This is a genomic window from Lysinibacillus sp. ACHW1.5, from assembly GCF_022014815.1.
Taxonomy (GTDB): domain Bacteria; phylum Bacillota; class Bacilli; order Bacillales_A; family Planococcaceae; genus Lysinibacillus; species Lysinibacillus capsici.
This window is the reverse complement of the sequence record NZ_CP091777.1, coordinates 2,809,571-2,835,269: the sequence shown is the minus strand read 5'-3', so window position 1 is coordinate 2,835,269 and position 25,699 is coordinate 2,809,571. Positions and strand designations below refer to the sequence as shown.

At 37.2% G+C, this 25,699-nt stretch carries 20 protein-coding genes and 1 riboswitch; of the genes, 15 read left to right on the top strand and 5 right to left on the bottom strand.

The annotated features are described in order from the left end of the window. The first annotated feature begins 51 nt into the window (after nt 1–51). The 5 genes from L6W14_RS14130 (at nt 52) to L6W14_RS14110 (ending at nt 8,346) form a co-directional block, all read left to right on the top strand. Entirely contained in the window at nt 52–2,901 is a 2,850-nt protein-coding gene (locus L6W14_RS14130; protein WP_237898234.1) for a hypothetical protein, read from the top strand. A gap of 152 nt (nt 2,902–3,053) precedes the next feature. Beyond that, nucleotides 3,054–4,355 carry a hypothetical protein gene (locus tag L6W14_RS14125; protein ID WP_237898233.1) on the top strand — a complete coding sequence of 434 codons (1,302 nt, stop codon included), beginning with the start codon at nt 3,054–3,056 and terminating at the stop codon, nt 4,353–4,355. A gap of 300 nt (nt 4,356–4,655) precedes the next feature. After that, nucleotides 4,656–5,876 carry an MFS transporter gene (locus tag L6W14_RS14120; RefSeq protein WP_131522434.1) on the top strand — a complete coding sequence of 407 codons (1,221 nt, stop codon included), beginning with the start codon at nt 4,656–4,658 and terminating at the stop codon, nt 5,874–5,876. 19 nt (nt 5,877–5,895) lie between these two features. Beyond that, complete coding sequence (locus L6W14_RS14115; protein ID WP_237898232.1) at nt 5,896–7,311, top strand: M20 family metallopeptidase; 1,416 nt, start codon at nt 5,896–5,898, stop codon at nt 7,309–7,311. A gap of 69 nt (nt 7,312–7,380) precedes the next feature. Next, nucleotides 7,381–8,346 (top strand): glutaminase, encoded by a 966-nt coding sequence (locus tag L6W14_RS14110; RefSeq protein WP_048392274.1) that lies wholly within the window; start codon nt 7,381–7,383, stop codon nt 8,344–8,346. Nucleotides 8,347–8,379: 33 nt separating this feature from the next. Here L6W14_RS14110 and L6W14_RS14105 read toward each other — a convergent pair whose 3' ends face one another. Together L6W14_RS14105 and L6W14_RS14100 are read right to left on the bottom strand one after the other, a co-directional pair. Then, the gene (locus L6W14_RS14105; protein ID WP_237898231.1) at nt 8,380–9,717 is read right to left on the bottom strand and encodes an amino acid permease; all 1,338 of its coding nucleotides are present in this window, start codon (nt 9,715–9,717) and stop codon (nt 8,380–8,382) included. A gap of 165 nt (nt 9,718–9,882) precedes the next feature. Then, nucleotides 9,883–9,959, bottom strand: a riboswitch (glycine riboswitch). Between the two features lie 564 nt (nt 9,960–10,523). Beyond that, complete coding sequence (locus L6W14_RS14100; protein WP_004231073.1) at nt 10,524–10,910, bottom strand: rhodanese-like domain-containing protein; 387 nt, start codon at nt 10,908–10,910, stop codon at nt 10,524–10,526. 263 nt (nt 10,911–11,173) lie between these two features. Between L6W14_RS14100 and L6W14_RS14095 the strand changes: the two genes are divergently transcribed. Together L6W14_RS14095 and L6W14_RS14090 are read left to right on the top strand one after the other, a co-directional pair. Next, nucleotides 11,174–11,953: a lipoate--protein ligase family protein gene (locus L6W14_RS14095; protein WP_081010955.1), complete on the top strand. Its 780-nt coding sequence runs from the start codon at nt 11,174–11,176 to the stop codon at nt 11,951–11,953. Nucleotides 11,954–12,153: 200 nt separating this feature from the next. Continuing rightward, the gene (locus L6W14_RS14090) at nt 12,154–14,724 is read left to right on the top strand and encodes a vitamin B12-dependent ribonucleotide reductase (RefSeq protein WP_237898230.1); all 2,571 of its coding nucleotides are present in this window, start codon (nt 12,154–12,156) and stop codon (nt 14,722–14,724) included. Between the two features lie 368 nt (nt 14,725–15,092). Here the strand turns inward: L6W14_RS14090 and L6W14_RS14085 are convergent, their stop codons facing one another. Next, complete coding sequence (locus tag L6W14_RS14085; RefSeq protein ID WP_237898229.1) at nt 15,093–16,307, bottom strand: MFS transporter; 1,215 nt, start codon at nt 16,305–16,307, stop codon at nt 15,093–15,095. After that, on the bottom strand, nt 16,300–17,346 hold the full coding sequence (locus L6W14_RS14080) for an ArsR family transcriptional regulator (protein ID WP_237898228.1): 1,047 nt from the start codon (nt 17,344–17,346) through the stop codon (nt 16,300–16,302). Before L6W14_RS14080 ends, L6W14_RS14085 begins: the two co-directional genes overlap by 8 nt. 321 nt (nt 17,347–17,667) lie before the next feature. Between L6W14_RS14080 and L6W14_RS14075 the strand changes: the two genes are divergently transcribed. The 8 genes from L6W14_RS14075 (at nt 17,668) to L6W14_RS14035 (ending at nt 24,642) form a co-directional block, all read left to right on the top strand. Further along, on the top strand, nt 17,668–18,192 hold the full coding sequence (locus tag L6W14_RS14075) for a P-loop nucleotide/nucleoside kinase family protein (RefSeq protein ID WP_237898227.1): 525 nt from the start codon (nt 17,668–17,670) through the stop codon (nt 18,190–18,192). 323 nt (nt 18,193–18,515) lie between these two features. Continuing rightward, nucleotides 18,516–19,301 carry a Nif3-like dinuclear metal center hexameric protein gene (locus L6W14_RS14070; protein WP_237898226.1) on the top strand — a complete coding sequence of 262 codons (786 nt, stop codon included), beginning with the start codon at nt 18,516–18,518 and terminating at the stop codon, nt 19,299–19,301. After that, on the top strand, nt 19,298–19,774 hold the full coding sequence (locus tag L6W14_RS14065; RefSeq protein ID WP_237898225.1) for a hypothetical protein: 477 nt from the start codon (nt 19,298–19,300) through the stop codon (nt 19,772–19,774). Before L6W14_RS14070 ends, L6W14_RS14065 begins: the two co-directional genes overlap by 4 nt. Before the next feature lie 1,121 nt (nt 19,775–20,895). Continuing rightward, nucleotides 20,896–21,822 carry an alpha/beta hydrolase fold domain-containing protein gene (locus L6W14_RS14060; RefSeq protein WP_237898224.1) on the top strand — a complete coding sequence of 309 codons (927 nt, stop codon included), beginning with the start codon at nt 20,896–20,898 and terminating at the stop codon, nt 21,820–21,822. 455 nt (nt 21,823–22,277) lie between these two features. Continuing rightward, entirely contained in the window at nt 22,278–22,718 is a 441-nt protein-coding gene (locus L6W14_RS14050; protein WP_131522441.1) for a LytTR family DNA-binding domain-containing protein, read from the top strand. A 10-nt stretch (nt 22,719–22,728) separates the two neighbouring features. Next, nucleotides 22,729–23,196 carry a DUF3021 domain-containing protein gene (locus tag L6W14_RS14045; RefSeq protein WP_237898223.1) on the top strand — a complete coding sequence of 156 codons (468 nt, stop codon included), beginning with the start codon at nt 22,729–22,731 and terminating at the stop codon, nt 23,194–23,196. Next, nucleotides 23,186–23,911 (top strand): ABC transporter ATP-binding protein, encoded by a 726-nt coding sequence (locus tag L6W14_RS14040; RefSeq protein ID WP_237898222.1) that lies wholly within the window; start codon nt 23,186–23,188, stop codon nt 23,909–23,911. Before L6W14_RS14045 ends, L6W14_RS14040 begins: the two co-directional genes overlap by 11 nt. After that, on the top strand, nt 23,908–24,642 hold the full coding sequence (locus L6W14_RS14035; protein WP_131522444.1) for an ABC transporter permease: 735 nt from the start codon (nt 23,908–23,910) through the stop codon (nt 24,640–24,642). The genes L6W14_RS14040 and L6W14_RS14035 overlap by 4 nt, the downstream gene beginning before the upstream one ends. Nucleotides 24,643–24,678: 36 nt before the next feature. Here L6W14_RS14035 and L6W14_RS14030 read toward each other — a convergent pair whose 3' ends face one another. Further along, nucleotides 24,679–25,650, bottom strand: coding sequence for a DUF1385 domain-containing protein (locus L6W14_RS14030; RefSeq protein ID WP_048392285.1), 972 nt, complete (start codon nt 25,648–25,650; stop codon nt 24,679–24,681). Between the last annotated feature and the right edge of the window lie 49 nt (nt 25,651–25,699).

Sequence of the window (25,699 nt, the reverse complement as noted above, 5' to 3'; positions counted from 1 at the left end):
ATGGCCATATGACCGATATAATCAGGAGAAGGATTGAGGAGGTCAATAGATTTGAATAAAAAATTATTTTTAACAGCAGCAGCTATTCCTGTAGCACTTATCGTTCCCACTGTAGCAGGTGCGGCCGAAACAGTTTCAGTCACTGGTGAAAATATTGTCAATGCAACATTAAAAGTAGAAAAATTACCAAATGATACAATCGTCAATGCCTATCAATGGTATTATCTAGAGGAAATTACTGGTGATGAGGGTTCAACAAATAAGCCCATCTCTGGAGCAACGTCTATTTCCTTAAAAGTGCCTGTTGAAGCAGCTGGAAAAAGCATTTTTGTGGAAGCAACTACGACAGACGGTAAAAAATTTAAAAGTGCACCGCGCCATATTGAGCCATTAGAGCTCGATATCACCATCCCAACGTTAGAAGGTCAATCCGCTGGTTTTGTAGCACCTGGAGAAACAGTGAAAGTAGCTGGTATTACTGTCACTGATAAGAATGGTGCAAAATTGCAAAGTGATCAAATTACATATAGTTATCAATGGTTTTATAAATTAGGTGATACCTCCTTTACGATCATAGAGGGTGCTTCAGGTAGTACATATACGATTCCGAAGGATGCCATTGAAAAGGATATTCAAAATATTGCTGTCACCGTCAAAGCAAAAGTGGGTCTTTCTTTTGCGGAATCTAAACTATCTGATACCATTACTGTCTCTAAACAACCCACTGATACTTTAACGAAAGAGATTAAAGCTTTACTGGTCAATGATAATAAATACAATGTATCAAGCTTAGCAGAATTTGGTGCTAAAGTTGCGGAACTAGAAAAAAACTATCAATCCTTATCAGCGGCAGCTAAAGGGAATGTGTCTAATTATGATGTCTTAAAGCGAGCACTTGCTGATGTTGAATTAATAACTAAGTTAAACGAAAAATGGAGCAAAATAGAGACTAGTAATGAAAAAGAAATAAAGGAACTAGAAGAGGCTTATAATAAGCTAGATCTGTTACAGCGTAGCTTAGATGTAGATGAGACCCTATATAAGAGCATTAAAAATCTATTAAACGAGCCAAATGATCTTGAAGAGATAAAAGAAGTGAGAAAACTCAATCAAGCTATTATTAATTTATTATCCTATGAGAATTCACTTGTGAAATATGTAGCTTCGGATGTTGATTCCTTACAAGCGAGCGTAAAGACAATCGAAGCAGATATTGAGAAATTATCACAAAGCTACCGAGCCGCTGTTCAAAACCAAGCAATTTTGTCTGAGGCTAAATCGGATATTAAAAAGGTCGAGCAATTCATTAAATCATTTGATAAATTAGCTACAAATAGTACGCCTAATAAACAAGTGACGACTGCTAAATCAATCCGTACAGCCTATGAAAAATTAACGTATAAACAATTAAAATTAGTGCCAGATGTGTATGTGCAGCGTTTGACTACAGCAGAACGTGCAGAAGAAAGCCAAATTATAAATTTAAATAATGTTATAGATAGCTATATTAGCGATGATGTTTATCCGTTCAATCCGTCTGCTGGTTCATGGCAAAGTCATGTCAATAATGTCAATCAAATGATCAAGGAATATAAGAGCTTAACGAAAGCCTCAGCAGCACAAATTATTGGCTACGATAGTCTTGTTGCCTTACAGAAAGATTTAAAAGCAGCTGAAAAAGTAATTAAAGATATGGATGCCTATCAAAAGTTATCTGCAACAACTGGTGTAAAGGAAAGTAAACTTAATTCAAGCTATACAAGTACTTTAAAAGCTTATAATAATCTTACAAATTTACAGCAATCACTTGTATATAATGCTGAAGAATTTTTACTAAACACGCCAAAGATTTCAGTTGATGGCAATGGTAAAGTGCCTACTGATAAAGCAGCAGCAGAGGCGTTAGTGGCGGATATTGCCAAATTTGCGGATGTTACGAAATATTCATTCAATCAATTAGAAACCGCTGTTAATACAGCTTCTGAATCCTATAAAAAATTGTCTTCAGCTGCAAGAAAATACGTGACAAATTATTATTTATTAACAGCAGCAAATAAGGATATTACAGGTGTGAAATCCTTCTATAAAAAAATACAGACCGCTAGAGAAGAAACAGATGCTGCGAAAAAGGCTAAAAAAATTGAAACAGTGCAAAAAGCTTATGCGAAATTACCTGCGAATCAGCAGCATTTAGCAAAAGAACAATATGAAGCTTTATTAAAAAATCAAAATATAGATGAAAATGCATCGAAAATTACACAGCTAAATAATGATATTGCCACAATTGTTTCCAATAATCTCTATGTCGTAACGATTGAAAGTATTAAAAATCTTTCGACACAATATAGTAGCCTTAGTTCAAGTGAGAAAAAATTGATTACAAACTATGATATTTTAAAAACTGCGCTTGCTGACGTGAAAAAAGTGGAAAGCTTTATGAAGACCTATGAGAAATCCTTTGCTTCAAATCCAAGCACTGTGATCAAGGCATATGAAAAGCTTACATCTAAACAAGTGAGCCTGATTGATGCAGGAACTAGACAATTGATCATTGATAAGCAAAAAGGACAACAGCAAACGAATGAAAATGCATTGTCATTAATTGAATCCATCAATTCACTTCTTGTAAAAGGTGAATATATCAATGGTTTACAGGAGAAAGTAAGTGAAATCCGTAAAGCCTATGATGCTCTGAGTGATGCTGATAAGAAGGTTGTTAAAAATTATTCGAAGCTCACGCAAGCAGAGGGTGATTTGAAGAAGGTTGAAGAGGTGCATGCTATATACGAACCAGCAGGGAGCAGTAATGATGCTGCACGTAAAGCATGGCAAACAGCCTATGGAAAGCTCTCTAAAAGATTAGAGTTACTCTATACAAACATGTATCCAACCGAGCAATAATTGTTACTTCCAGATGGCCTCGAACAGTTTTCGAGGCTTTTCTTTATACATAAGATTTGTCTAGTAATTTGATTGTCCGCTATACTATGTACAACAAAGGAAGAAATTTTTTACATAAGATTGTAGTTTCACAAAGAAGGTAGGAACAAAAGATGTATAAAATAGGTGTTGTTGGTCCCATTCAATCCGTTGAAAGAATTATTGCCTTAGCACGAGAAATCGAACAGGATATGGAATTTATTCCGTATATATATGAAGTGGCGACGGAAACAAAGCATCTTGTGGAGACACATAATCAGGCTGTCGATTTCTGGTTGTTTTCTGGTTACATCCCTTATAAACTTGCCCGCCAAACGAATGTATCCCAAGATAAATTGACCCATATTATTTTTTCCGAAGCGGCTATTTATCGGGGTTTTTTAGAACAATCCTATCAGCAAAAAAAGTTTATAGAAAATGTTAGTATCGATATTATTCCTTCGCCTTCTCAAATGGCTTCAGAAAGTCTTGCAGAGATTCAGCATAATGTCCACCATATGTATCTAAAGGAATTTGATGTCGCTATTGATCCACAAGAGCTATTTGATTTCCACTATAGCCTTTGGCAGGCGGGCAAAATTGATTTTGCGATTACTTGTTATCCCTCTGTTGATGAAGAGCTGAAGAAACGTGGTGTGCCATCTTATTGGGTTTCCCCAACAAAAACAGAAATTTATCATACAGTTCAACTTTTTACAGAGAAGATCAAAACGTCCTATTATAAAGAGACACAAATTGGTGCAGTCATGCTTGAAATTAAGGACTTCGATTCATTAAAAGAGCGCATGAAGCAAGGCTATCGTATTCAATATTTAGAATTGCGCACGAAGGAAAATCTACTACAGCTCTGTGAACAGATTGATGGCTCTCTTATTGAAGAGGGGAATGGTAAATATACGATCTTTAGTACAAGAGGTGCGATTGAAGGGCAAATACGATTTTTACAGGAAAAAATGTATCAGTTGTCGATTGAAATGGAGACAAAGGTGACAGCAGGCATTGGCTTTGCTCAAACAGTGTTCAATGCTGAGTTACATGCTCACCGAGGACTAAGACAGACGAAGGAAAACGAGGCTATTGACATCGTGATGATACAGGATGATGGCACCATTATTGAATCGGTAGGGCATGTAGAAGAGCTATCCTATTCCTACCGAGCAGAAGACCCTTATATTTTAGAAAAACTAAAAAAAGGGAATATTAGTATTAAAACCTATATGAAAATCCATGCACTTGTACAAAAAATGCATTGGAAGCATTTTACGACAAAGGATTTAGCGACACAACTGCAAATGAGCGAGAGAAATGCCCAACGAATCGTAGCAGATTTATGTAATGTAGATTTAGCGAGAATTTGTGGAGAAGAATTACAGCATACTCGAGGCAGACCTATTAAAATGTATCAACTTGTCTAAAAACAAAAATGTCCCAAACCAATAAATGGTGTGGGACATTTTTTTATGCTTTTTGAAGCCTTAAATACTGATAAATCACTAAATTCAGCGGTTATTTAGGTACATAATATGGATTTACGAAGACGATTATCTATTAGAAATTTTCAAAAAAATATTGTCTTTTTATTGAACTTTGATTATTATACGAATATATAACGAAAATGTCGGTATATAAAAGGGGATTTACGGACAAGGGGGCAAGCATATTCAAGAATAGTCGTGGCAATAAAGAGAGGATTTCTATATATGGGAGGGATATGTATGACAACAAATGAAATAACGAAGAAATCTAGAAATGTCATCCTTGCACTTTTATTTTTAGGCTGGTCTTTAGGGAATTTAGATCGCTATATTATGAACTATGCAGTGGTTTCGATTACAGGAGATTTGCAACTGGATGCATCTTCAACGGGTATTATTTTAAGCGCTTTCTTTTTAGGCTATGCCATTATGCAAATACCGGGTGGCTGGCTTGCCGATAAGTTTGGCGCAAAACGAGTTTTATTGATGGCTGTTATCATGTGGTCTATTTTTACGGGCCTAACAGCTATTGCTTGGTCTTTAACAGCGATGATTGTAATTCGTTTTTTATTTGGTATTGGTGAGGGTGGTTTTCAGCCATCAAGCTCTAAAATTATTGCTACGATTTTCCCAAAAGAGGAAAGAGGTAGAGCGATGTCCATCATGCTTACTTCTGGTGGCATTGTTTCACTCATCGTCCCTTTGCTAGCTGCTTATCTATTAGGAACGATTGGCTGGCGCATGATGTTTATCATCATTGGAGCAATTGGGGCCATAATTGCCTTTTTATATTGGAAATACATTCAACTCCCGCAAGATGAGGCAGCTACTGCTGGAACAGAAAATACTACGAACAAAGTGAATTTTAAAGAGTTATTGAAAACACCCCTAATGTGGAATTTAATCATTGCTTATTTTTGTATTTATGCAGTGAACTGGGGATTAGTTTCTTGGATTCCAACATATCTTCAAAAAAATCGAGGCTTGGATTTAATGTCCATTGGTTGGGCGCAAACAATACCAGCTATTACAACGATAATTGGTGTATATGGTAGTGGCTATATCATTGATAAGCTACCAAAAGGTATGGAGAAAGTGTTAGGCTCTATTTCCTGCGCAGTCATTGGTCTTTTATTGTATTTAATGTTTACTGCCAAAACAGTGACGTTATTTATTGGTTACCAAACAGTCGTTTCGATCTTTATTGCGTTTGTCATTACATTACTACCTGTTATTGTGCTCAAGAAATTACCTTCCTCTATCACAGGTTCTGCAATGGGGATTGCCAATACAGGGGGACAATTAGCAGGGTTTGTTACACCGATGGCAATTGGATTTATGGTTGATGCCTTTAATGGCTCCTTTGATGCAGCCTTTTGGATGTTAATTGGCTTTGCGCTTATCTGTATTGTATCGCTTGTCACATTAAACGACCAAAAAGGAACATTATTAAAAGCATAATGAATTTGGAGGGACAAATATGAGTTATCATGAAAAAATTTCAACATTAATTGAAGCAAAACAGCAAGCTACAGTAGCATTAAGCGATGCGATTTGGGCTGTGCCCGAGCTTCATTTTCAAGAAAAGAAATCGATGGAATATATGAAACAGGCACTAGAAAAAGAGGGTTTTCAAACAGAAGTCGGTGTTGCTGCTCTTGAAACAGCGCTTGTTGGAACGTATGGTTCTGGTCAGCCTGTCATTGCCTTTTTAGGTGAATATGATGCGCTTCCAGGCTTGAGTCAAAAAGGTGGGGCGACACAACATGAGCCTCTTGTTGATGGTGGAAGCGGACATGGCTGTGGTCATAATTTATTAGGTACTGGCGCATTCGCAGCTGCTGTTGCTGTAAAGGATTATTTAGAGCAAAATCATCAGTCAGCAACAATCCGTTTTTACAGTTGCCCTGCAGAGGAGAATGGATCTGGTAAAGCTTATATGGCAAAGGCTGGCCTTTTTGATGATGTTGATATCGCGATCTCTTGGCATCCAGGTACGTTTTCGACTGTGATGACGTGTAGTTCTCTAGCAAACTATGCCGCAACGTTTAAGTTTACGGGCAAAAGTGCTCATGCCGCAGCTGCACCACATCTTGGACGAAGTGCTTTAGATGCTGTTGAGCTTATGAATGTTGGGGTAAACTACTTACGAGAACACATCATTCCAGAAGCACGTGTGCATTATGCCATTACTAATTCTGGCGGAACTTCGCCAAATGTCGTTCAACCATATGCAGAGGTAACGTATCTAGTTAGGGCACCTAAAAAGCAGCAAGTGCAGGAAATTTATCAGCGCGTTGAGAACATTGCAAAGGGTGCCACAATGATGACAGGGACGTCAGTGGACATTGAGTTTGAAGGTGCTGCATCAAATCTTATTACAAATAAAACACTTTATGATGTGATGTATCAACAAATACTTGAAATTGGTATGCCAGACTATACAATAGAGGATGAACAGTATGCGCAGGCAATTTTCAATACGTTTACACCAGAAGTACAAGCAGCTTCATTAGTGGGCTTACGCAGAGAAGATGCCAAGCAATTACAAGGCAAAGTGATTGCTGATCATGTTCCAGGCATGCTACCTGAATTTATTATGGGTGGCTCTACAGATGTTGGCGATGTTAGCTGGAACGTACCAACCGTACAGTGTACAACTGTATGCATGGCATTAGGGACACCATTACATACATGGCAGGTAGTGTCTCAGGGAGTGACCCCAATAGCGCATAAAGGAATGCTACAGGCTGCTAAAATTATGGCTTGTACAGCCTTAGCGTTGCTAGATAATCCTCTATACATTGAAAAAGCGAAAAAGGAATGGCAAGAACGTCTAGATGGTGAAACATATCAATCTTTAATTCCAGAGGGAACACAGCCACCTAAGCGCTAACAGGATAGAGTCTTCATAGGAGAACTATGAAGGCTCTGTTTTTGCCTCATTTTGAAAGGAGAACGCGACATGTCAACACAACCCAATCATCAGCATCATCTTCTAGCACAGTGGGTATCACAGTATCGTGCAGCTACCAAAGAAGGGCAATGTGCTAATTATATCCCTGCTTTAGCCAAAAAAGATCCTAATCAATTAGCTGTGGCGATTGTGGGGACTGAAGGCCACGAAATCAAAGCGGGAGATACCGAAGAACTATTTACCCTTCAAAGCGTTTCCAAGGTTATTACCTTTATTTTAGCCTGTATGGATCGAGGCTTACCATATGTTTTAGAAAGAGTAGATGTTGAACCAACAGGAGATACCTTTAACTCAATTATTCGCTTAGAAAGTCATCAGCCAGGTAAACCCTTTAACCCGATGATTAATGCTGGGGCTATTACGGTATCCTCCATGTTGGCTGGTCATTCTCCGCAAGAGAAGGTCACAAAGATTCTACAATTTTTAGAACAAATCATCGGCAAGCAATTGAGTATCAATGAAGAAGTATTCCAGTCAGAGTGGCAAACGGCTAATCGTAATCGAGCATTGGCCTATTACTTAATGGATTCAGGGTTTTTAGATTGTCCAGTAGAGGCGGCACTTGAGGTTTATTTGAAGCAATGTGCAATTGAAGTCAATGTATCAGATTTAGCCATGATTGGCCTAGTTATTGCGAATGATGGCTATCACCCACTGTTAAAGAAACAGCTATTCCCAAAACAAGTGGCAAAATTAGCGAAGGCTTTAATGGTAACGTGTGGTATGTACAATGCCTCAGGGAAGTTTGCGGCATTTATTGGCCTCCCTGCCAAAAGTGGTGTATCAGGTGCGATTCTTGCGGCTGTTCCAGGACATGCAGGCCTGCACTCGCCGTTTCCTACTGGCTGTGGTATCGGAATTTACGGACCAGCGATTGATCCAATAGGAAACAGTGTGGCAGGTGTACAGTTGCTGAAACAGCTAGCAACAGAATGGGATATGACTATTTTTTAATAAGTGAAGATGATTTCAGCGCTTAGTCTGAAGTCATCTTTTTTTCATTTTATAAATAATAAATAAAGCGATAAACCAAATTGGTGTTAACAGCAGTGCTGTACGCGTAGCCTCAGAAATAAACATCACCATTAATAAAAAGGCGAAAAACGCAAGCACGACGTAGTTGATAAAAGGAGTCAGTGGTGCTTTGAAGATGGAAGCTTCATGTAAAGCACGTTTTTTTCGTTTGTAGATGATGTGAGAAATGATGATAATGCTCCACACCCATATAAAACAAATTGCACTGATTGTCGTCACAACACTAAAGGCATTCTCTGGCATCAACTTACTTAACAGAGCACCAACTGATACAACAATAGCAGAAATAACGAGAGCATTACTTGGCACACTGTTTCTGTTGAGTTTTGCGAATGCTGGAGATGCCTGTTTATTGTTACCAAGATTATAGAGCATCCGACTTGTGGAGAATAACCCACTGTTACCTGCTGAAGCCGCTGAAGTAAGCACAACAAAATTTATAATACCAGCAGCAATCGGGATACCTGCTAATGTAAACACTTGGACAAAGGGACTGCTTGAAGCAGACATTTCATACCATGGGTTAATACATAAAATGACAAATAATGCCCCTACATAGAAAAGCAAAATGCGAAATGGAATTTTATTAATGGCAGAAGGAATATTTTTTTGAGGATCTGCGGTTTCAGCTGCTGAAACCCCCACTAATTCCACTCCAACAAATGCAAAGACTACCATTTGGAAGGCCATTAAAAAGCCGTATATACCATTTGGGAACATGCCTCCATGTGCCCACAGATTTTCAACTGATACGGTCCCTGAGCTAGTTTGAAAGCCAGTTACTAACATAATAAGACCAATAATAATAAGTGCGACAATCGTAATAACTTTAATAATAGCGAACCAAAATTCTAGCTCACCAAAAAGCTTAACGGTTAATAGATTTAGTAGTAATAACAATACAAGGCAACCAATGGCTGGCACCCATTGTGGGAGATCAAACCAATATTGTGTATAAACCCCCACCGCAATAATGTCTGCCATTGCGGTCATAATCCAACAGAACCAGTATGTCCAACCTGTTACATAACCTGCCCAAGGCCCTATGTACTCGGATGCAAAATCCGTAAATGAAGTGTAGCCTGCGTTGGATAGTAACAATTCACCTAAGGCACGCATCACAAAAAATAGCGCTGTCCCCACAATTAAGTAGGCTAGGATGATCGAAGGCCCTGCTAAGGCAATGGCTTTTCCAGAGCCTAAAAATAAACCAGTCCCAATTGTTCCGCCAATGGCAATAAGCTGCACATGGCGATTTTTTAAATCTCGTTTTAATTGTTGCTGTTCCACGTTAATCCCCCTCAAAGATGCATAAAAAACTATGACTGGAAAAATAAAAAGAGACTAGTTGTGACACTAGTCTCGGAAAAACGTCAGAATAACAAATATCATTTACTCGCAGATGTCTACATGAAATAGGTTAAATATTTTATGTAGCATCGCTTATAAAAGCTGTATTATTCCTCTGTCCTTTTGCCTGAGATAGTGAACCCTTCGGCGACGCAATGTGCGCTCTCTCCAGAACTGCTCCTGCTATAGTTTGATCCATAGCATTCATAGCTTATTAACTTGATAATCAATTATTATTGTAAGATATTATACATCCTAACAGTGCTTCTAAAATTATTCAACAATAAATTTTGACTATTTTCAGAAAAATAGAAGAATGGGGTTCGTAACAGGCATATCTCTAACGAAAAATAGTATTTTTGGTCATACAAAGTGTTTCGTGAAGGGGTTTTTAATATGAGATGGATTATTGGAAGATTGCTCAACATAGCTGTCGAAGTGCTCAAACATAAGTGAAAACCGCTCCAAAAGAGTGTGGAAGTGCTCAAACAAATGAAAAGGACGCTCAAAAAAGTGGACGAAGCGCTCATTTTTATGAGGACCCGACTCAAGTAGCGAACTCGTTCAAAGTAGACTTTGTATCAAAAAGGGGATTATAATGCGTTTTGTTGCTTTACTTTTTTATTTTAATGACATGAAGCTCGTACAGCATCATTTGAAATAGATATAATATAGTAGAAACTCTGAATTTTTTAAAAAAGAAGTCGTCTCATAGTACTTTGAGACGACTTTTTCTGATGAGAGCATTAATATTTTTTTGCTTTTATTTTACCTGTCCAAGTTTTGAAACCACCTTGAAGTTGGTAAATTTGGTTGTACCCACGTTTTTTAAGAAATAGTGCAGCACGTGAGCTACGGCCTGTATTTTGACAGTATAGATATACTGGTAAATCTGGGCGAATTTCTTTATAACGTTGACGTAGTGTTGTCGAAGGAACATTTCGTGCACCAAGAATATGACCAGCATCAAATTCTTTTTGCTCACGAACATCGATCAGCTGGGCTTTACGATAGCCTTCTATGAATTGCTCTTGTGTTAGGTTGGTTACGGCTTTTTTGAGTCGTAGTGCATTAATTCCGATATATGCAATTGTGACTACTAAAACGACACCGATTGTGATAAGTATGTCCAAGATTTTCTTACCCCTTTCTATCTTCTCTATTATTATAAAAGATGCGCTAGCGATAGTCCAATGAGTTTGATAAAATTAACTAGGTTATAGCGAAATCGCTTTTTTCGTTACACAAGCAATCGTTCGCAATTTGAACTGTAGTATACTATTCGTTAAAGTTGACCCACAGGTGGGGCCTGATGGATCATTTTATATTTGTAGGAGATGAGCATATGACAACTTGGTATTTTTTAAATTCAGGGAAATGTAGTCCTTCTTTTAATATGGCACTAGATGAAGCATTACTTGATTGGCATAGTGAGGGGTTAATTCCACCAGTAATTCGTTTCTACGAGTGGGAGCCTGCGACATTATCCATTGGTTATTTTCAACAAGCTAAAAGAGATATTAATTTAGATGCTGTGCGTGAACAAGGCTTAGGTTTTGTACGTCGACCAACTGGTGGACGAGCTGTCCTACATGAACATGAGCTAACTTATAGTGTCATTGTGACGGAAAGCTATCCGAATATGCCAGAATCTGTGACAGAGGCATATCGTGTGTTAAGTGAGGGAATTTTGCAAGGTTTCCATAACCTGGGTATGGATGCCTATTTTAGTGTACCTGATACAGAGGAGAAAAGAGCGGACCTGAAGAGTCCAAAAAGTGCTGTTTGCTTTGATGCACCAAGTTGGTATGAACTTGTCGTAGAAGGGAAAAAAATAGCTGGAAGTGCTCAAACACGTCAAAAGGGTGTCATTTTACAGCATGGCGCCATTTTATTAGATTTGGATCAAGAGAAATTATTATCCGTATTTAATTTCTCCAGTGAAGAAGCGAAGAATCGTATGCGTAGAAAGCTACCAGAAAAGGCTGTTGCCATCAACAGTCTTGTAAAAGAGCCAGTGACAGTTGAACAATGTGTGACAGCTTTTAGAGATGGTTTTGCAAAATCGTTGCAAATTGAATTAAAACCATTTACACTTTCTGAGGAGCAATTAGAATATGTCCAAGCTTTAGAAGAAAAAAAATATGCTTCAGATGAGTGGAACTTTAAAAAGTAAAAAATGGTATGAAAAAAATATTTTTTAACGTTCAATCCTAGTCATAACAAGTAGTTCTGAATCTATTAAAAAAAGCAAGAGTTGAATTAAAAAACTATATATAGTATCTTTTTTAAAGACATATACACAATATGTAGTGTTTAACAACACGAGATATTGTGTATTTATTTTGTAATGAAGAAAATAAGGGAGGCAAAACGATGGTACTCACAAATCATCAACCCGAAGTAAACAATCAATTTGAACAGTTAAACAAAGATATTGAACAATTCCCGCAGGTACACCCCGTAACATCTGATATGCATATTACACACAAAGGTGTATCGAGACTTGTCATGATCGATCGCTATTCGTTTAAAGACACAGAAAAGAAAACATTGAAAGCCGGCGACTTTGTTGTATTAACGGTAAAAGCTGATCCGAAATTTCCTGCACGTGGTTTAGGGACAATTCAAAAATTGGATATGTCTACAAAAACAGCAGAGATTTTGATTGAAGAAGATTATCGTAGCGCATTAGACGATCCGCAAGAGCAAGAAACGGGTGTGATTACGCGTTCAATTGACGTGCTAGAAAAGCCTCTTGAGATATATTATGAACAAATTGCAAAACGAAATGCAACGGGCCTTGCCGCTGTTGAAAAAACACCAGAAAAACGCCAAGAATGGTTTGAAAAATTTTATGAGCAATTAGTATCCTTGAAATTCATTCCAGCTGGACGAGTGATTTATGGAGCTGGATCTGAAACTGATGTAACCTTCTTTAACTGTTACGTGATGCCATTTGTCGCTGACTCTCGTGAAGGTATCAGTGATCACCGTAAGCAAGTTATGGAGATTATGAGCCGCGGTGGAGGTGTTGGAACAAATGGTTCAACATTACGCCCACGTAACACATTAGCTCGTGGTGTAAACGGTAAATCATCTGGTTCTGTATCCTGGTTAGATGACATTGCTAAATTGACACATCTTGTGGAGCAAGGTGGATCACGTCGTGGCGCACAAATGATTATGCTAGCAGATTGGCATCCAGATATTGTGGAGTTTATTATTTCCAAAATGCAAAATCCACGTATTCTGCGTTACCTGATCGAAAATACAACGGATGAAACAATCATCCGTCTAGCCAAAGAAAAATTAAACTTCAAGCCACTTTCTATGCAAGAAGAAGCGATGTATCAAGGCATCGTGAATTATAAAAACATTGAAGGCTTAGGTGGATTTGATACAGCGATCATTCGTGAGGCTGAAAATAAATTACGTGATGGTGGCACGTACACTGTTCATAACCCAGAGTTTTTAACAGGTGCCAACATTTCTGTGACATTAACAAAAGAATTTATGGAAGCAGTTGAAAAAGATGCTGACTTCGAGCTTCGTTTCCCAGCTGTTGAAGAATATACAAAGGAAGAAATGAGCGTTTACAACACGAAATGGCATGAAGTTGGTGATGTTCGTGAATGGGAGAAAATGGGCTATAAAGTCCGCACATACCGTACAATTAAAGCAAAAGAGTTATGGAATTTAATTAATGTATGTGCAACATACTCAGCAGAGCCAGGTATTTTCTTCATTGACAACGCCAATGACATGACAAATGCAAAGGCATACGGTCAAAGTGTTGTAGCGACGAACCCATGTGGCGAGCAACCACTTGCACCATATTCTGTGTGTAACTTAGCTGCTGTGAATTTAGCACAGTTTGCGAATAAAGAAAATCAATCAGTTGATTACGAAGCACTACGTGAAACAGTTCGTGTTGGTGTTCGTATGCAGGATAATGTGATTGATGCGACACCTTACTTCTTAGAAGAAAACCGTGTACAAGCTCTTGGTGAACGTCGTGTTGGATTAGGCGTTATGGGCTTAGCCGATTTGCTGATTTACTGTGAAAAAGAATACGGTTCAGAAGCAGGGAATGCGTTAGTCGATGATATCTTTAAAACAATCGCTGAAACTGCGTATGAGGCGTCTACAGAGCTTGCGAAAGAGCGTGGTAGCTTCCCGTTCTTAGTAGGTGCTACAGACGAAGAAACAGCACGTTTACGTAAAGCCTTTACAGAGACAGGCTTTATGCAAAAAATGCCTGCTCATATCAAAGAGCAAATTTTAGCGACTGGTATCCGTAACTCACATTTATTAACGGTTGCACCAACAGGGTCCACAGGAACAATGGTAGGGGTAGCAACAGGTCTTGAGCCATACTTCTCCTTCACGTACTATCGTTCTGGTCGTCTAGGTAAATTCATTGAAGTAAAAGCTGAAATTGTCCAAGAATATTTGAACCGTCATCCAGAAGTAAATGAGCAAGAGCTTCCAGAATGGTTCGTTACAGCAATGGAGCTAAAACCAGAAGCGCATGCGGATGTGCAATGCATTATTCAAAAATGGATCGATTCCTCTATTTCTAAAACTGTAAACGCACCAAAAGGCTATACAGTACAGCAAGTTGAAAAAGTGTACGAGCGACTATATAAAGGTGGCGCTAAGGGTGGTACGGTCTATGTTGACGGTAGCCGTGATTCACAAGTACTTACACTAAAAGCAGAAGAAAATGATATGGATCAACTTTCATTTGAAGAGGAATTGGTGGAAGAACATACAAAACGTCCAGTCGTATTAGTAGATACGATTCAAGCGTTAGAGTCAACAACTGTTATTGGCTCAGACGTTGGGAATACATGCCCAGTATGCCGTAAAGGCACAGTCGAAGAAATGGGCGGCTGTAATACATGTACAAACTGTGGCGCACAGTTGAAATGCGGTTTATAAATTAGATTTAATAACAGTTGTTGTATCTTTAAAACAAAGTTTAACCGTTTGTAATAAAGTTGTACCGTTTTGAAAAAAGTTATACCGTTTATAAAAAAGATGAACTGTTGTTAGATCTTAGAATAATAATTTATAATAGTTTGATCAAAAATCCTGTTATATGCAGGATTTTTTCCTTATTCAGCAATCGGACCAAATTGTTGAGGAACGTTTTCAATGGATTTATTGTTTAAATATAGCGTTAGATAAAGATAAACTCCATTTTGACCAATCTTTTTTCAAAATGGAGTTTTTGCATTTGCTGATAAATAAAGCCTGAAGGTAAATTTTTGATCAATCTATATTCTGAAGCTATATTCACTTGTTTTTTATTTTTTATTTGTAAGTAAATCTTTATTTGGTTGGGAAAATGAAGCAAGGAGGTGAAATAATCCAGGTAAGACAATTAACATACCAACAATCGCATATATTTGTCGCGTACTTAAATCTAAAAATGTTGAGGAAGCAAACAATATCCCTAATGGCATGGTAACTCGAATGAATAGTAATCGAACTGCACTTAGTTGGGTTAAACGATCTCTAGGTGCTTCACGCTGAAAAATTGCTGCGCTTTGAGCATTGAATAAAGGAAATACCATTCCTCCAAACAATTCACACACCCATGCAATAGGAACTGAATTTACAAAAAACAAGAGTACGAATGAAAGACCTCCTCCTATTAAACCGAGGTACATAGTTTGATAAGTTTTTGGTAACTTCGTAAGTAGTACCATACCTACAGCATAACCGACTGGGAAAGACCCAGAAAAGATCGCATATTCCCAAGAATGACCATTAAGGTCTCCTCGTATAAAAGGAATACTTAAAACCATCGTTGCTCCAACTGCAAACTGTACCGTGGAAGAAAGAATGGTAAGTCGAAAAAGATTTGGATATTTAAAGAATGTTCGATAGCCTTCCTTCATTTCTGCCCACCAAAATTTCTTTGTCCAAGTTGCCACTTTCTTCTTACTTGATTGAGGGATACGTGAAAGTGCGAGAAAACTGACGAGGAACAGTACAGATGAAAATCCATATATAAAATGTATAGGACTGACCAACAGCAATAATGAAGTTGCTCCAGGAGCGATAAAACTCATAAGTCGAATAGTTCCATCTAGTAATGCATTTGCTTCGACAAGTTCTTTCTCTTTACAAATTTCTGGTAGAAGTGAAAAAGATAGACTTGCGTAAATTGGTTGCATCAAGCCTAACAAACATTGTAAAACGACTAATCCTAAAATGGTCCCCACGTCTGTACCAATTAAATAACCAACAAGTGGAAGGATATAGGCTCCAGCACGAATCAACTGTATGTTTTGAAGCATTTTCTCCTTCACAACATGGTTTAGGAAAGGCGCACTAATGCCTTGAAAAATTAAAGAGGGGATAAAATATACAAGCCAAAGTACACCCATCCATTCCTTTGAACCTGTCAATTCATAAAGTAACAATCCATTAATGATTGCTCCAGCTGCTCCACCAAATTCGGATACAATTTCACCTATCCAAAGTGCTTTAAATGAATTAGAGAACTTATTCATTTGTGAACCCCAGGTACTGAGTGAGTCGTCCAGAAAAAGCGTTAATCTGCGTTAGATTTGCTGAATAGATACCTTTATCAACACGAATAAACTTTGCTGCTTTCAATATAGAAAGTTGGTGATGTAGTGTTGTTTTAGATGTATTAAACTGCACGCTCAACTCTTGAAGTGATAAAGGTCCCTTTAAAAGTTGATAAAGCAATTTCAATCGAAGTTCATCCCCTAAGGCCTTATGACCACGAATTAACTCATTTGATGGAACACCAGGCTCTATCAAATATTCTTCCTTTAAAGGATAAAAGAAAAGTTTAGTATCAGGTGTGCGTTTTTCTAAGATCCAAGGACGATAAGATACGTGTGGAATTAATTTGACATTCCAGACAGAAGGTTCAGGGAGATACTTGATTCCACCCGTAATTCGTTCGATTTCCTCAATAGGATTTGTTATATCCAATGATTTGTATTGTTTCTGTTCAAAAGCAAGCGCATGAGTCCATTTTTCCCATTCTTCTTGTTGACTTATCCACATGTACCACTCAACTAATGTATTGTTGAATAGGTCACAAATTTCTTGTTGTGTATAACGACTAAGATTACGCACATACCCACCTAAGTAATCGTGGTCTTCAAAATATGTCGCATACTTCTCAAATAATTCACCTCGATGATGTTCAGTGGCTGTCGCTTTTCTTATAGGCTCAGTATTCCGATCTTTGTACGGCAAAAGTATGTCATAAAAGCGAGCAATTGGAATTTCTGAAAGTTGATTCGAAAAATCTTGAACAGATAATGCAGATAATTTATCTTGAAGCATAATCAGTCCATACCATAAATTGGTCTCCTCAATTACCTTCAAATGTTTTAATAATGATAAAGGCATTGAATCTTGCTCTGATAACCACTTTCCATCTAAATCGAATGTATGTCGAAGTTGCCTATGTGTGTAACCTGCAATACCAAGTATCACTTCCCAAACAGGTGAAGATTCTACTTGTAAGGAAATACTTTCAGCTGGATATGGGGAATAAAGGTGTTTCATAAAAGAGCCTCCTTATTATGTATTTCCTAAATTCTAATATAATAGAATACATTATTCAATAAATTTAGAATAATAGTTTCTGCTCGCTCCCTAAAGAAGATATTTGAGCATATTATACTTATTCTATTAAATGGTGCGTTTATTTAGGAACGCGTCTTTTTTGTTTAAAGGGCCATTTAGTTGAATAACTGCCTCTAAAGAGATTTGTACATTTATGTTAAAATTTAGGGGTAGTTCTTGAAAACAACTTGGTTATTTAATAAGAGTTTTCCGTTATTGCAATAGATACTTTATTTATAGTAGAAGAAGTGAGGGATTAACATGTTTTTTGTTCAAATGTCTGGCTTTCCTGGGTCTGGAAAGTCTACACTTTCTCGTCAAATTGCTGAGCGTACAGGAGCAGTCATAATAGACCACGACATTGTAAAATCTGCTTTATTACAGTCAACAGAAGAAATTCAAATCGATTCAAAATTAACTGGTAAGATTTCATATAATATTGATTGGTCTTTAATTGAATTTTACTTATCACAAGGGCAAAATGTAGTATTTGATAGCCCTTGCCTTTATCAAGAAATGGTAGATCGAGGAATTGCTATGTCAAAAAAATATAATGTGAAGTACAAATATGTTGAGTGCTACCTTGATGATCTTCAAGAGATTAATTTTAGATTGAAAAATCGAGAAAGAATGATAAGTCAAATAAGTGAGGTAACTTCCGAAGAGAATTTTAAATATACATTAGTCAATAGTAAAAGACCCACTGATTATCAGTGCATAGTTGTAAATACTGGCGAACCTATCGATAGTTATATTAATGACGTTGTAAATTACATAAAGAAATGAGTTGTAAATATTTTTATTCAATTAAAGGGCGCGATTGTGGAGCAACATAGGTAGAAAACAATCAAACTTTTTTATAAAAACCTAACTTAAAACTGCTAAAGAGGTATCCCTTTTGATCAATCTTTTTTTTAAAGGGATTCTTCTTATTTATCATAAAGTAAGGGTTTGCGAGGTATTTTTGCTCAAACTTTATTCCAAACCTACAAGTTGTAACTTTTTACCCCTTTAGTTTAAGATAATCTAAAGGGGTATTTTTGTGTAAATAGGAATATTTACTTATTAATTTAGATAAGAAGTATTGAAATGAGAAGGGGGATGGAAGTATGGATGTTTCACTAATAGTTGAAAGAATTGATGAACTTTTTAATGTAACAAATCAGGAAATCTATGCTAATGAATCTGGGGTTACATACAAGGCAAATAAAGAAGTGAAGAAAATAGGATACTGTGTTAACCTAACGCTTGAAACGATAGAGGAAGCAAGAATTCATGGAGTGGACATGATGTTAACACACCATGATGCATGGGATGAAATCTATGGATTAAAAGAGGCATGTACTGAAAAACTAGCAGCGAACGGTATAAGCCATTACTATAATCACTTACCACTTGATGACTGTAACTTTGGCACAAATGATAGCTTATTAAAAAAATTGAATTTAGAGATTATTAAAAGAACCCATGAATGGGAAGGGTTGTTTTTCGGTAGAATCGCTGAATATGAGGAAGAAATTGAATTTAAAGATTTCGTAACAAAACTTGAATTTTTACTTGAAGAACCCGTTAGATTTTGGCAGTTCAATAACAAAATGGTGAATCGAGTAGGCTTAGTCTGTGGAAATGGAGGCACAACAGCTTGCCTGAAGGAAGCGGTTGAAAATAAATGTGATGTATATATTACAGGTGAATGTAATTTATATACAATTCAATATGCTCAGTTTAAAGGAATAAATCTTATTATTGGAAGTCATACCTTCACAGAATTCTTTGGCATTCAAAGTTTAGCATTAAAATTGAATGACAATAAAAAAGAACTTGAAGTAGTGAGACTAAATGAAGAACATTATGAAGCGAATATTAGAATAAAGCTTAAGGAGACAAGCATATGACGTTATATTCTGTCCTAGTGGCGAACAGTGCTTTACAAACAGTTGATTGTACAGGAATTGCTGAAATAACAGTAGGAGAATTAAAAAAATTATATCCAATTACAGAGAGTACACCAACACAGTCGTGGCATTTGATGGACGATGATACACGAGTTTTACATGCAGCAGATGAATCAGCTTTTGAAAATTTGAATATATTTGAATGGAATAATCCACCTTATGACTTAGGGCTTTATAATGAAAAATCCTTTGTATACGGCATCGAGGGAAATTGGGGTCCTCAATTTTTAGAAGATTTTTTAAGTTATTTGAAGGAACATATACAACCAGAGCAAGGTGCTGAATTAATTAGGTTCTGGGCAGGGGATTATGATAAAAAACTAAAAATCCGTCGAATTACGATGGATGACCTTGAATTGCATCACCTTGAAAGCTTAAAGAACGAGGAATACATACGTGTCGCTTTTGTATAGCTACCTCTGAATGATGGAACTCCACATAATAAACAAGCAAAAACATAAAGCAATAGATGAAAAGGCAAATCAAGCCCTATTTCCAAATTCAGAAGATGAGGTAGAAATTTTATCAAAAGAAGTAGATGAATTATTTCAGGATAATCAATCTTAACTATCTACATTTAGCAAGACAAAATTGATTAGCCTCATTCATAGAGTGGAAGAGGTTAGAAAATGGGATAGGTATAGTTACTCGCCATTATCAAATCCACCTCCAATAATATAGCGGTAGGTTGGAGGGAACAGATACCTAATTGAAAGCTGTCATTTTGTTTCAAAACGGCAGCTTTCTTAGTGTTGAAAAATAAAACAGTCAACTGAAAGGTAGAAATGGATTTCCGTTGCAAGCTACTTTCTTTCCTGTGGGCGACCGCCAAACCGCTTCCTCCGCTACCGCTCCGTTTAGTGGCTCGCCTGTCTCTCTATCCCACGGGAGTCAAGTAGCCTTCCACTCCAATCCACCAAAGTGTTACCTTTTTAGCGAAAGTTTTTTTAGTAATTGAAGGTGTTCACTACTCTTTATGAAGTGGTGTTGCCAAGCATCACATCTCCACATTGAAAATAACCCTCTAAGAATATAGATAATTGGTGATTTGATCGCTCCACTACTATGAAAAAAGTAAAGACATTTTGCAGAATAGTTGATTGGAGTGGAGCCAGCGTCACTCCTAGGGGATTTAGCGTCACAGATGAGACCCTGCAGCGAACGGAAGTGAGTGAAGCGGCTCATCGGACGCCCCTTGGAAAGGACGCTGGCGGAACGGAAATCAACCTCTCACCTTGCAAAGTTACTTTTTCTGCTGTTGACATCATCTTTTTTCAACAACATGAAAGCTGTCATTTTGTTTCAAAATGGCAGCTTTTTATATACAGCACAATCAATGGATTACAACAGGAAGGTCTTTTTATTTGATGATAGATTTTAGAAGGAGTATTCTTCAAAATGTGGAATTAAAATAAAGTTCGCTAAAAAGATGCATTTTACTATTGTCGATTACTCAGTTTTAGTGGTTTGGCACATCACTTTATTAATCATTACATGTTTGGAAACAGAATGAACAATAAAAGGAGAGAAAAACATGAGTATAGAAATTTTTAATGGAGAACGATCTGTAGAGAGTGTGCAATTTGAAAAATTATTGTTTTCACAAAGTAATAAAAAGAGCTTTTCTAGTATTGAAAATGCTCAACAATTTATTAAGCAAAGAGGAACAGAAAATATTCACCCCTATGTGATTGGGGAGGATGTCAATCTTTTAAGCGCTTTGAAGGAGCAAACATTCGAGGATATGCAGGTTTTTATTTTAAATGACCAAAAGTCTTCATCACAAATGGTGATTCTTTATATTCATGGTGGAGCTTGGACGAATCAACCTTTAAATTTACACTGGTTGTTCATGGATAAAATAGCACAAGCCTTAAATGCAAAAGTTATTGCGCCTATCTATCCAAAAGTCCCTCATTTTAGCTATCAAGATACGTACCCAAAGATGCTCAGCTTATATAAAGAGATTCTAGCATCTATTGAAAGCTCCAATCAATTAACCATTATAGGAGATTCAGCAGGTGGAAATATAGCACTCGGTCTCATTCAACTGTTGAAGCAAGACCGTCTGCCTCAGCCGCAAGATATTATTTTATTGTCGGCATGTGTTGATATGAGTTTAGAAAATCCACTTATTCAGGAATATGAAGAAAACGATCCCATGTTAGCTAGTGAAGGGATGGAAGTCATAACAAAAATATGGGCAGCTGATAAAGCTCTAAAGGATCCCATAATTAGTCCAATTTACGGCGATTTTCAAGGAGTTGGCAAGATTACTCATTTTATTGGGTCCCACGAAAGCTTATATCCAGATGCAATACAGTTTGATGAAAAGCTAACAGAACAAGGTGTTGCGATTGATACCTTTGTTTATCCTAAGATGAATCATGTGTTTGTTGTGATGCCGATCCCTGAGGCAGTGGATGCGCAACAAAAGATTATCAATATCCTAAGTAAATAATTCACAGAAAAACGTGTTTTGCTCCATTCAAAACACGTTTTTTTCTCTGTACATTTTTAGCAAGGTTTATTTATCTGTAGATATTTGAAAAATATAATTTGTGAATTGCAGAAATCGCAGAAGGATTTGTCCAAATTAGTTGGTGTCTCAAAACAATCAATCACTGCAATTGATTTGGGAAAATTTAATCAATCATTGAGCTTACCTCCAATATTTTAAAAGCTCCTGAATATGATGGGTGTTTTTACAGCCCTACTAGTAAGTAAAAAAAGATTCTAAGTAAGCTAAGTTGTACGTTTAACCCCTTTGGATAGGCCTATCTAAAGGGTGTTTTTTATTGTTCGCCAGAATCTTTGAGATTACCACTTATTCCTTGATAACGACCAGTTGTCGATAATCCATTTACAACATGTATGGAAAAATTTATAGTGAGGCGTAGAAAGGACAGTGATCATATGAAGGTGGAAATATCGATTGACCCTACATATAAAGAACCTAAAGTAATCATTCTCACAGATAAAATGACTGATGACATTGAGCATCTTATGCAAATTATTACTACGACAGCGGAAAGCACTTTATTAGCTTTCTCTCATAAAGGCGTTGAATTGATCGATAGTAAGGAGATCGTGCGTATTTATACAGAGCAAAAAAAGGTTTGTGTCCAGAGTATGCACGGTGTTTATACGGTACGTTTGCGTCTTTATGAGCTGGAGGAAAAGCTCAATCCTCAAATGTTTCTCCGTATTTCAAATGCTGAAATAGTCAATCGCTACATGATCAAGCATATGGACATTAGTAGAACAGGTACAATCGGAGTTGAATTGAAGAATGGCACGAAAACATACGCTTCAAGGCGTTATGTAAGCAAAATCAAGAAGCAATTAGGAATCTGAGGTGATAAATATGCGAAAAGACATTTTAACACGTATTGTTGGTGGATTTTTGATCGGTATAGTAATGGGACAAATTGTGCAATTTTTTGTATCAATGGGCATAGGGCAAGGAAAATATGTTTGGGTGGTGCCAGAATTTCGTGCTTACTTTATAGATGAAATAAGTGCAATTATTACTCAAATTCTATTAACGGGTGTCATTGGCACTACCTTTGCTCTTGCTGCTCTTATTTTTGAAATGGCTAGCTGGGGAATGCTGAAACAATATTTTGTCCACTTTTTCATAACGGCAATGATTTGGATACCGATTGTAACGCTACTATGGATGCCAAAAACGATGGCTAATATTTTTTCTCTCGTAGCCAGCTTTCTCGGAACTTATATTGTGACATGGGTTTTACAATATCGATTTTCACAACGTGACATAGAAAAAATTAATGCGATTCTTATCAAGCGAGGTGAAGAGCATGATGATTAACATAAGAGATTTAACAAAGCTTTATAAAGAGCGCGTAGTCGTTAATCATTTAAATTTACAAATCCATCAAGGGGAACTTTTTGCTCTTTTAGGACAAAATGGCGCTGGCAAAACAACCACTATCAAAATGTTGTGTGGGCTCCTTTCACCTACAGAGGGGGATGCCACAATAGATGGAAAAAGCATTGTGCAAAATACACAGGCTATAAAAAAGGTTATTAATATTTCTCCCCAAGAAACGGCCGTTGCACCTAATTTAACGGTATATGAAAATCTATTATTATTCAGTCAGATTTATGGCTACGAAAAGGAACAAGCACAACAACAAGTATATGACAAAATGGCCTTATTCGGACTGACACCACGTCAACATGATAAGGCTAAGACACTATCAGGCGGCTACCAGCGTCGTTTAAGTGTAGCAATGGCCCTCATGTCAAACCCAAAAGTATTGTTCCTCGATGAACCGACTTTAGGGATGGACATACGGGCAAGGAATGATGTATGGAACATATTGAAGCACTTAAAAGGACATGTCACGATTATTTTGACCTCCCATTATTTAGAAGAAATAGAGGCTTTGGCTGATCGTGTAGGAATTATGCACAATGGGCAAATATGTGCACTAGGCACGATACAACAATTGATCAGTGAAACAGACAAGCATTCTTTAGAAGAGGTATTCTTGGAAAAAACAGAGGAGGCGTTATTGTGAGGGTAGCAGCGTTTGCAACAAGGAATCATAAAGAGATTGTCCGCGATCCAATCACTTTATTATTTGGTATAGGCTTACCAATCCTTTTATTAGGCTTGTTTTCTGTTATGCAAAAAAATATGCCGTTTGCTTTATATGAAATGAATAATCTGACACCAGGCGTCATTGTATTTAGTTTTTCTTTTCTCACACTGTTTTCAGGAATGTTACTAGGAAAAGATAAAAGCTCATCCTTTTTAATGAGGATTTTTGTTTCTCCTTTGTCTGCTGCTGATTACATTTTAGGGTATATGATACCTTTGCTACCAATAGCCCTGCTACAAATTTTTGTTTGTTTAGCTACCGCCATGTTTTTAGGGTTGCCATTTAATAAGTCTATCCTCTTTATGATCCTTATACTTCTAATAATCTCACCACTCTATATTAGTTGTGGATTATTATTTGGGACATTATTTACAGATAAGCAGGTAGGAGGGATATTTGCCATCTTTGTTAATGTGACAACATGGTTAAGTGGAACATGGTTCGAATTAGATATGATTGGTGGAACATTTCAAAAGATTGCGCAGCTTTTACCTTTCATGCACGCAGTCAATGCAGCTAGGGCTATCTTACATGCAGAGTATGCTAATATGTTTTATTCACTTATTGTTGTCATTGGTTATACAGTCATTATGACAACTCTCGCCATCTTTATGTTTAAACAGAAAATGCAAGACGGGTCAAAATAAGAAAAAGGCAGCTCCGACGTTGGGCTGCCTTTTTTATTAATCATGATTTAATGTCGCAGCGATTTCAGGTTGCTGCTCTACTTGGCGTAGCATATTAAAGGAAGCAATTGCTACTTCTACTTGATCGTCCTTCGGTTCACGAGTTGTTAGTAATTGGAGCCATAAGCCAGGGTAGCCAAGGAAGCGTAACACTGGAATATTACGGCAGGCATTTGTCGCTTGTAAGACTTCAAATGAGATCCCCAGAACAACAGGGATTAATAGAATACGATCTAAAATACGAAGCCACAGTGGATCTGTAGGTACAAAGAAATATAAAAACATACCGACGAACACGGTGAATAATATGAAGCTACTGCCACAACGATAGTGTAGGCGTGATTGAGCTTGAACATTTTTTACGGTAATGTCTAATCCAGCTTCATAGCAGTTTATCACCTTATGCTCTGCACCATGGTACTGAAATACTCGTTTAATGAGGGGCGTTAACGAGATAAAATATAAATAGGCTAGCAGTAATAATAATTTAATACCACTTTCCAGTAAAATCTGTCCCGTTTTGCCTTCAATCCATTTTGAGAAAAAATCAGCTATAAAAACAGGAATTAATGTAAAGGCAAATTTTCCAAATAAAAAAGAAAGAATACCTACTACAGCAACGCCCAGTATCATTTGAAGTTTAGAGCCTTCTTCTTTATGATCTTCCTCTTCACCAGGTGTCACATCATAGCGATCCCCAGCAAATTGCATGTGACGAGAACCTAAGCCAGCGGATTCTATCAGCGCCACAACGCCTCGTACAAATGGGATTTTTTTAAGCTTTTGTAATAAAGGTTTTTGTACTTTTTTGAAATGATAATAATCAATGGAATCATCGTTACGACGAATGGCTGTAACAGTATGTTCCTTTCCTCCGAACATCACACCCTCTAATTGTGCTTGTCCCCCGTATACAGGTGAATTGCTCAAGGCTAACACCACTCTCTTTATATATTTCAACTGTACCATTGTACTAAATTTAGTGAAAAACCTCTACCGTTACGCATAGTAAATTTTC

Excerpts from the sequence above, each read along its gene's own strand:
- L6W14_RS14125 (WP_237898233.1), top strand. The coding sequence starts at position 3,054 with ATGTATAAAATAGGTGTTGTTGGTCCCATTCAATCCGTTGAAAGAATT.
- L6W14_RS14120 (WP_131522434.1), top strand. The coding sequence starts at position 4,656 with ATGACAACAAATGAAATAACGAAGAAATCTAGAAATGTCATCCTTGCA.
- L6W14_RS14115 (WP_237898232.1), top strand. The coding sequence starts at position 5,896 with ATGAGTTATCATGAAAAAATTTCAACATTAATTGAAGCAAAACAGCAA.
- L6W14_RS14110 (WP_048392274.1), top strand. The coding sequence starts at position 7,381 with ATGTCAACACAACCCAATCATCAGCATCATCTTCTAGCACAGTGGGTA.
- L6W14_RS14095 (WP_081010955.1), top strand. The coding sequence starts at position 11,174 with ATGGCACTAGATGAAGCATTACTTGATTGGCATAGTGAGGGGTTAATT.
- L6W14_RS14090 (WP_237898230.1), top strand. The coding sequence starts at position 12,154 with ATGGTACTCACAAATCATCAACCCGAAGTAAACAATCAATTTGAACAG.
- L6W14_RS14085 (WP_237898229.1), bottom strand. The coding sequence starts at position 16,307 with ATGAATAAGTTCTCTAATTCATTTAAAGCACTTTGGATAGGTGAAATT.
- L6W14_RS14080 (WP_237898228.1), bottom strand. The coding sequence starts at position 17,346 with ATGAAACACCTTTATTCCCCATATCCAGCTGAAAGTATTTCCTTACAA.
- L6W14_RS14075 (WP_237898227.1), top strand. The coding sequence starts at position 17,668 with ATGTTTTTTGTTCAAATGTCTGGCTTTCCTGGGTCTGGAAAGTCTACA.
- L6W14_RS14070 (WP_237898226.1), top strand. The coding sequence starts at position 18,516 with ATGGATGTTTCACTAATAGTTGAAAGAATTGATGAACTTTTTAATGTA.
- L6W14_RS14065 (WP_237898225.1), top strand. The coding sequence starts at position 19,298 with ATGACGTTATATTCTGTCCTAGTGGCGAACAGTGCTTTACAAACAGTT.
- L6W14_RS14060 (WP_237898224.1), top strand. The coding sequence starts at position 20,896 with ATGAGTATAGAAATTTTTAATGGAGAACGATCTGTAGAGAGTGTGCAA.
- L6W14_RS14050 (WP_131522441.1), top strand. The coding sequence starts at position 22,278 with ATGAAGGTGGAAATATCGATTGACCCTACATATAAAGAACCTAAAGTA.
- L6W14_RS14045 (WP_237898223.1), top strand. The coding sequence starts at position 22,729 with ATGCGAAAAGACATTTTAACACGTATTGTTGGTGGATTTTTGATCGGT.
- L6W14_RS14040 (WP_237898222.1), top strand. The coding sequence starts at position 23,186 with ATGATGATTAACATAAGAGATTTAACAAAGCTTTATAAAGAGCGCGTA.
- L6W14_RS14030 (WP_048392285.1), bottom strand. The coding sequence starts at position 25,650 with ATGGTACAGTTGAAATATATAAAGAGAGTGGTGTTAGCCTTGAGCAAT.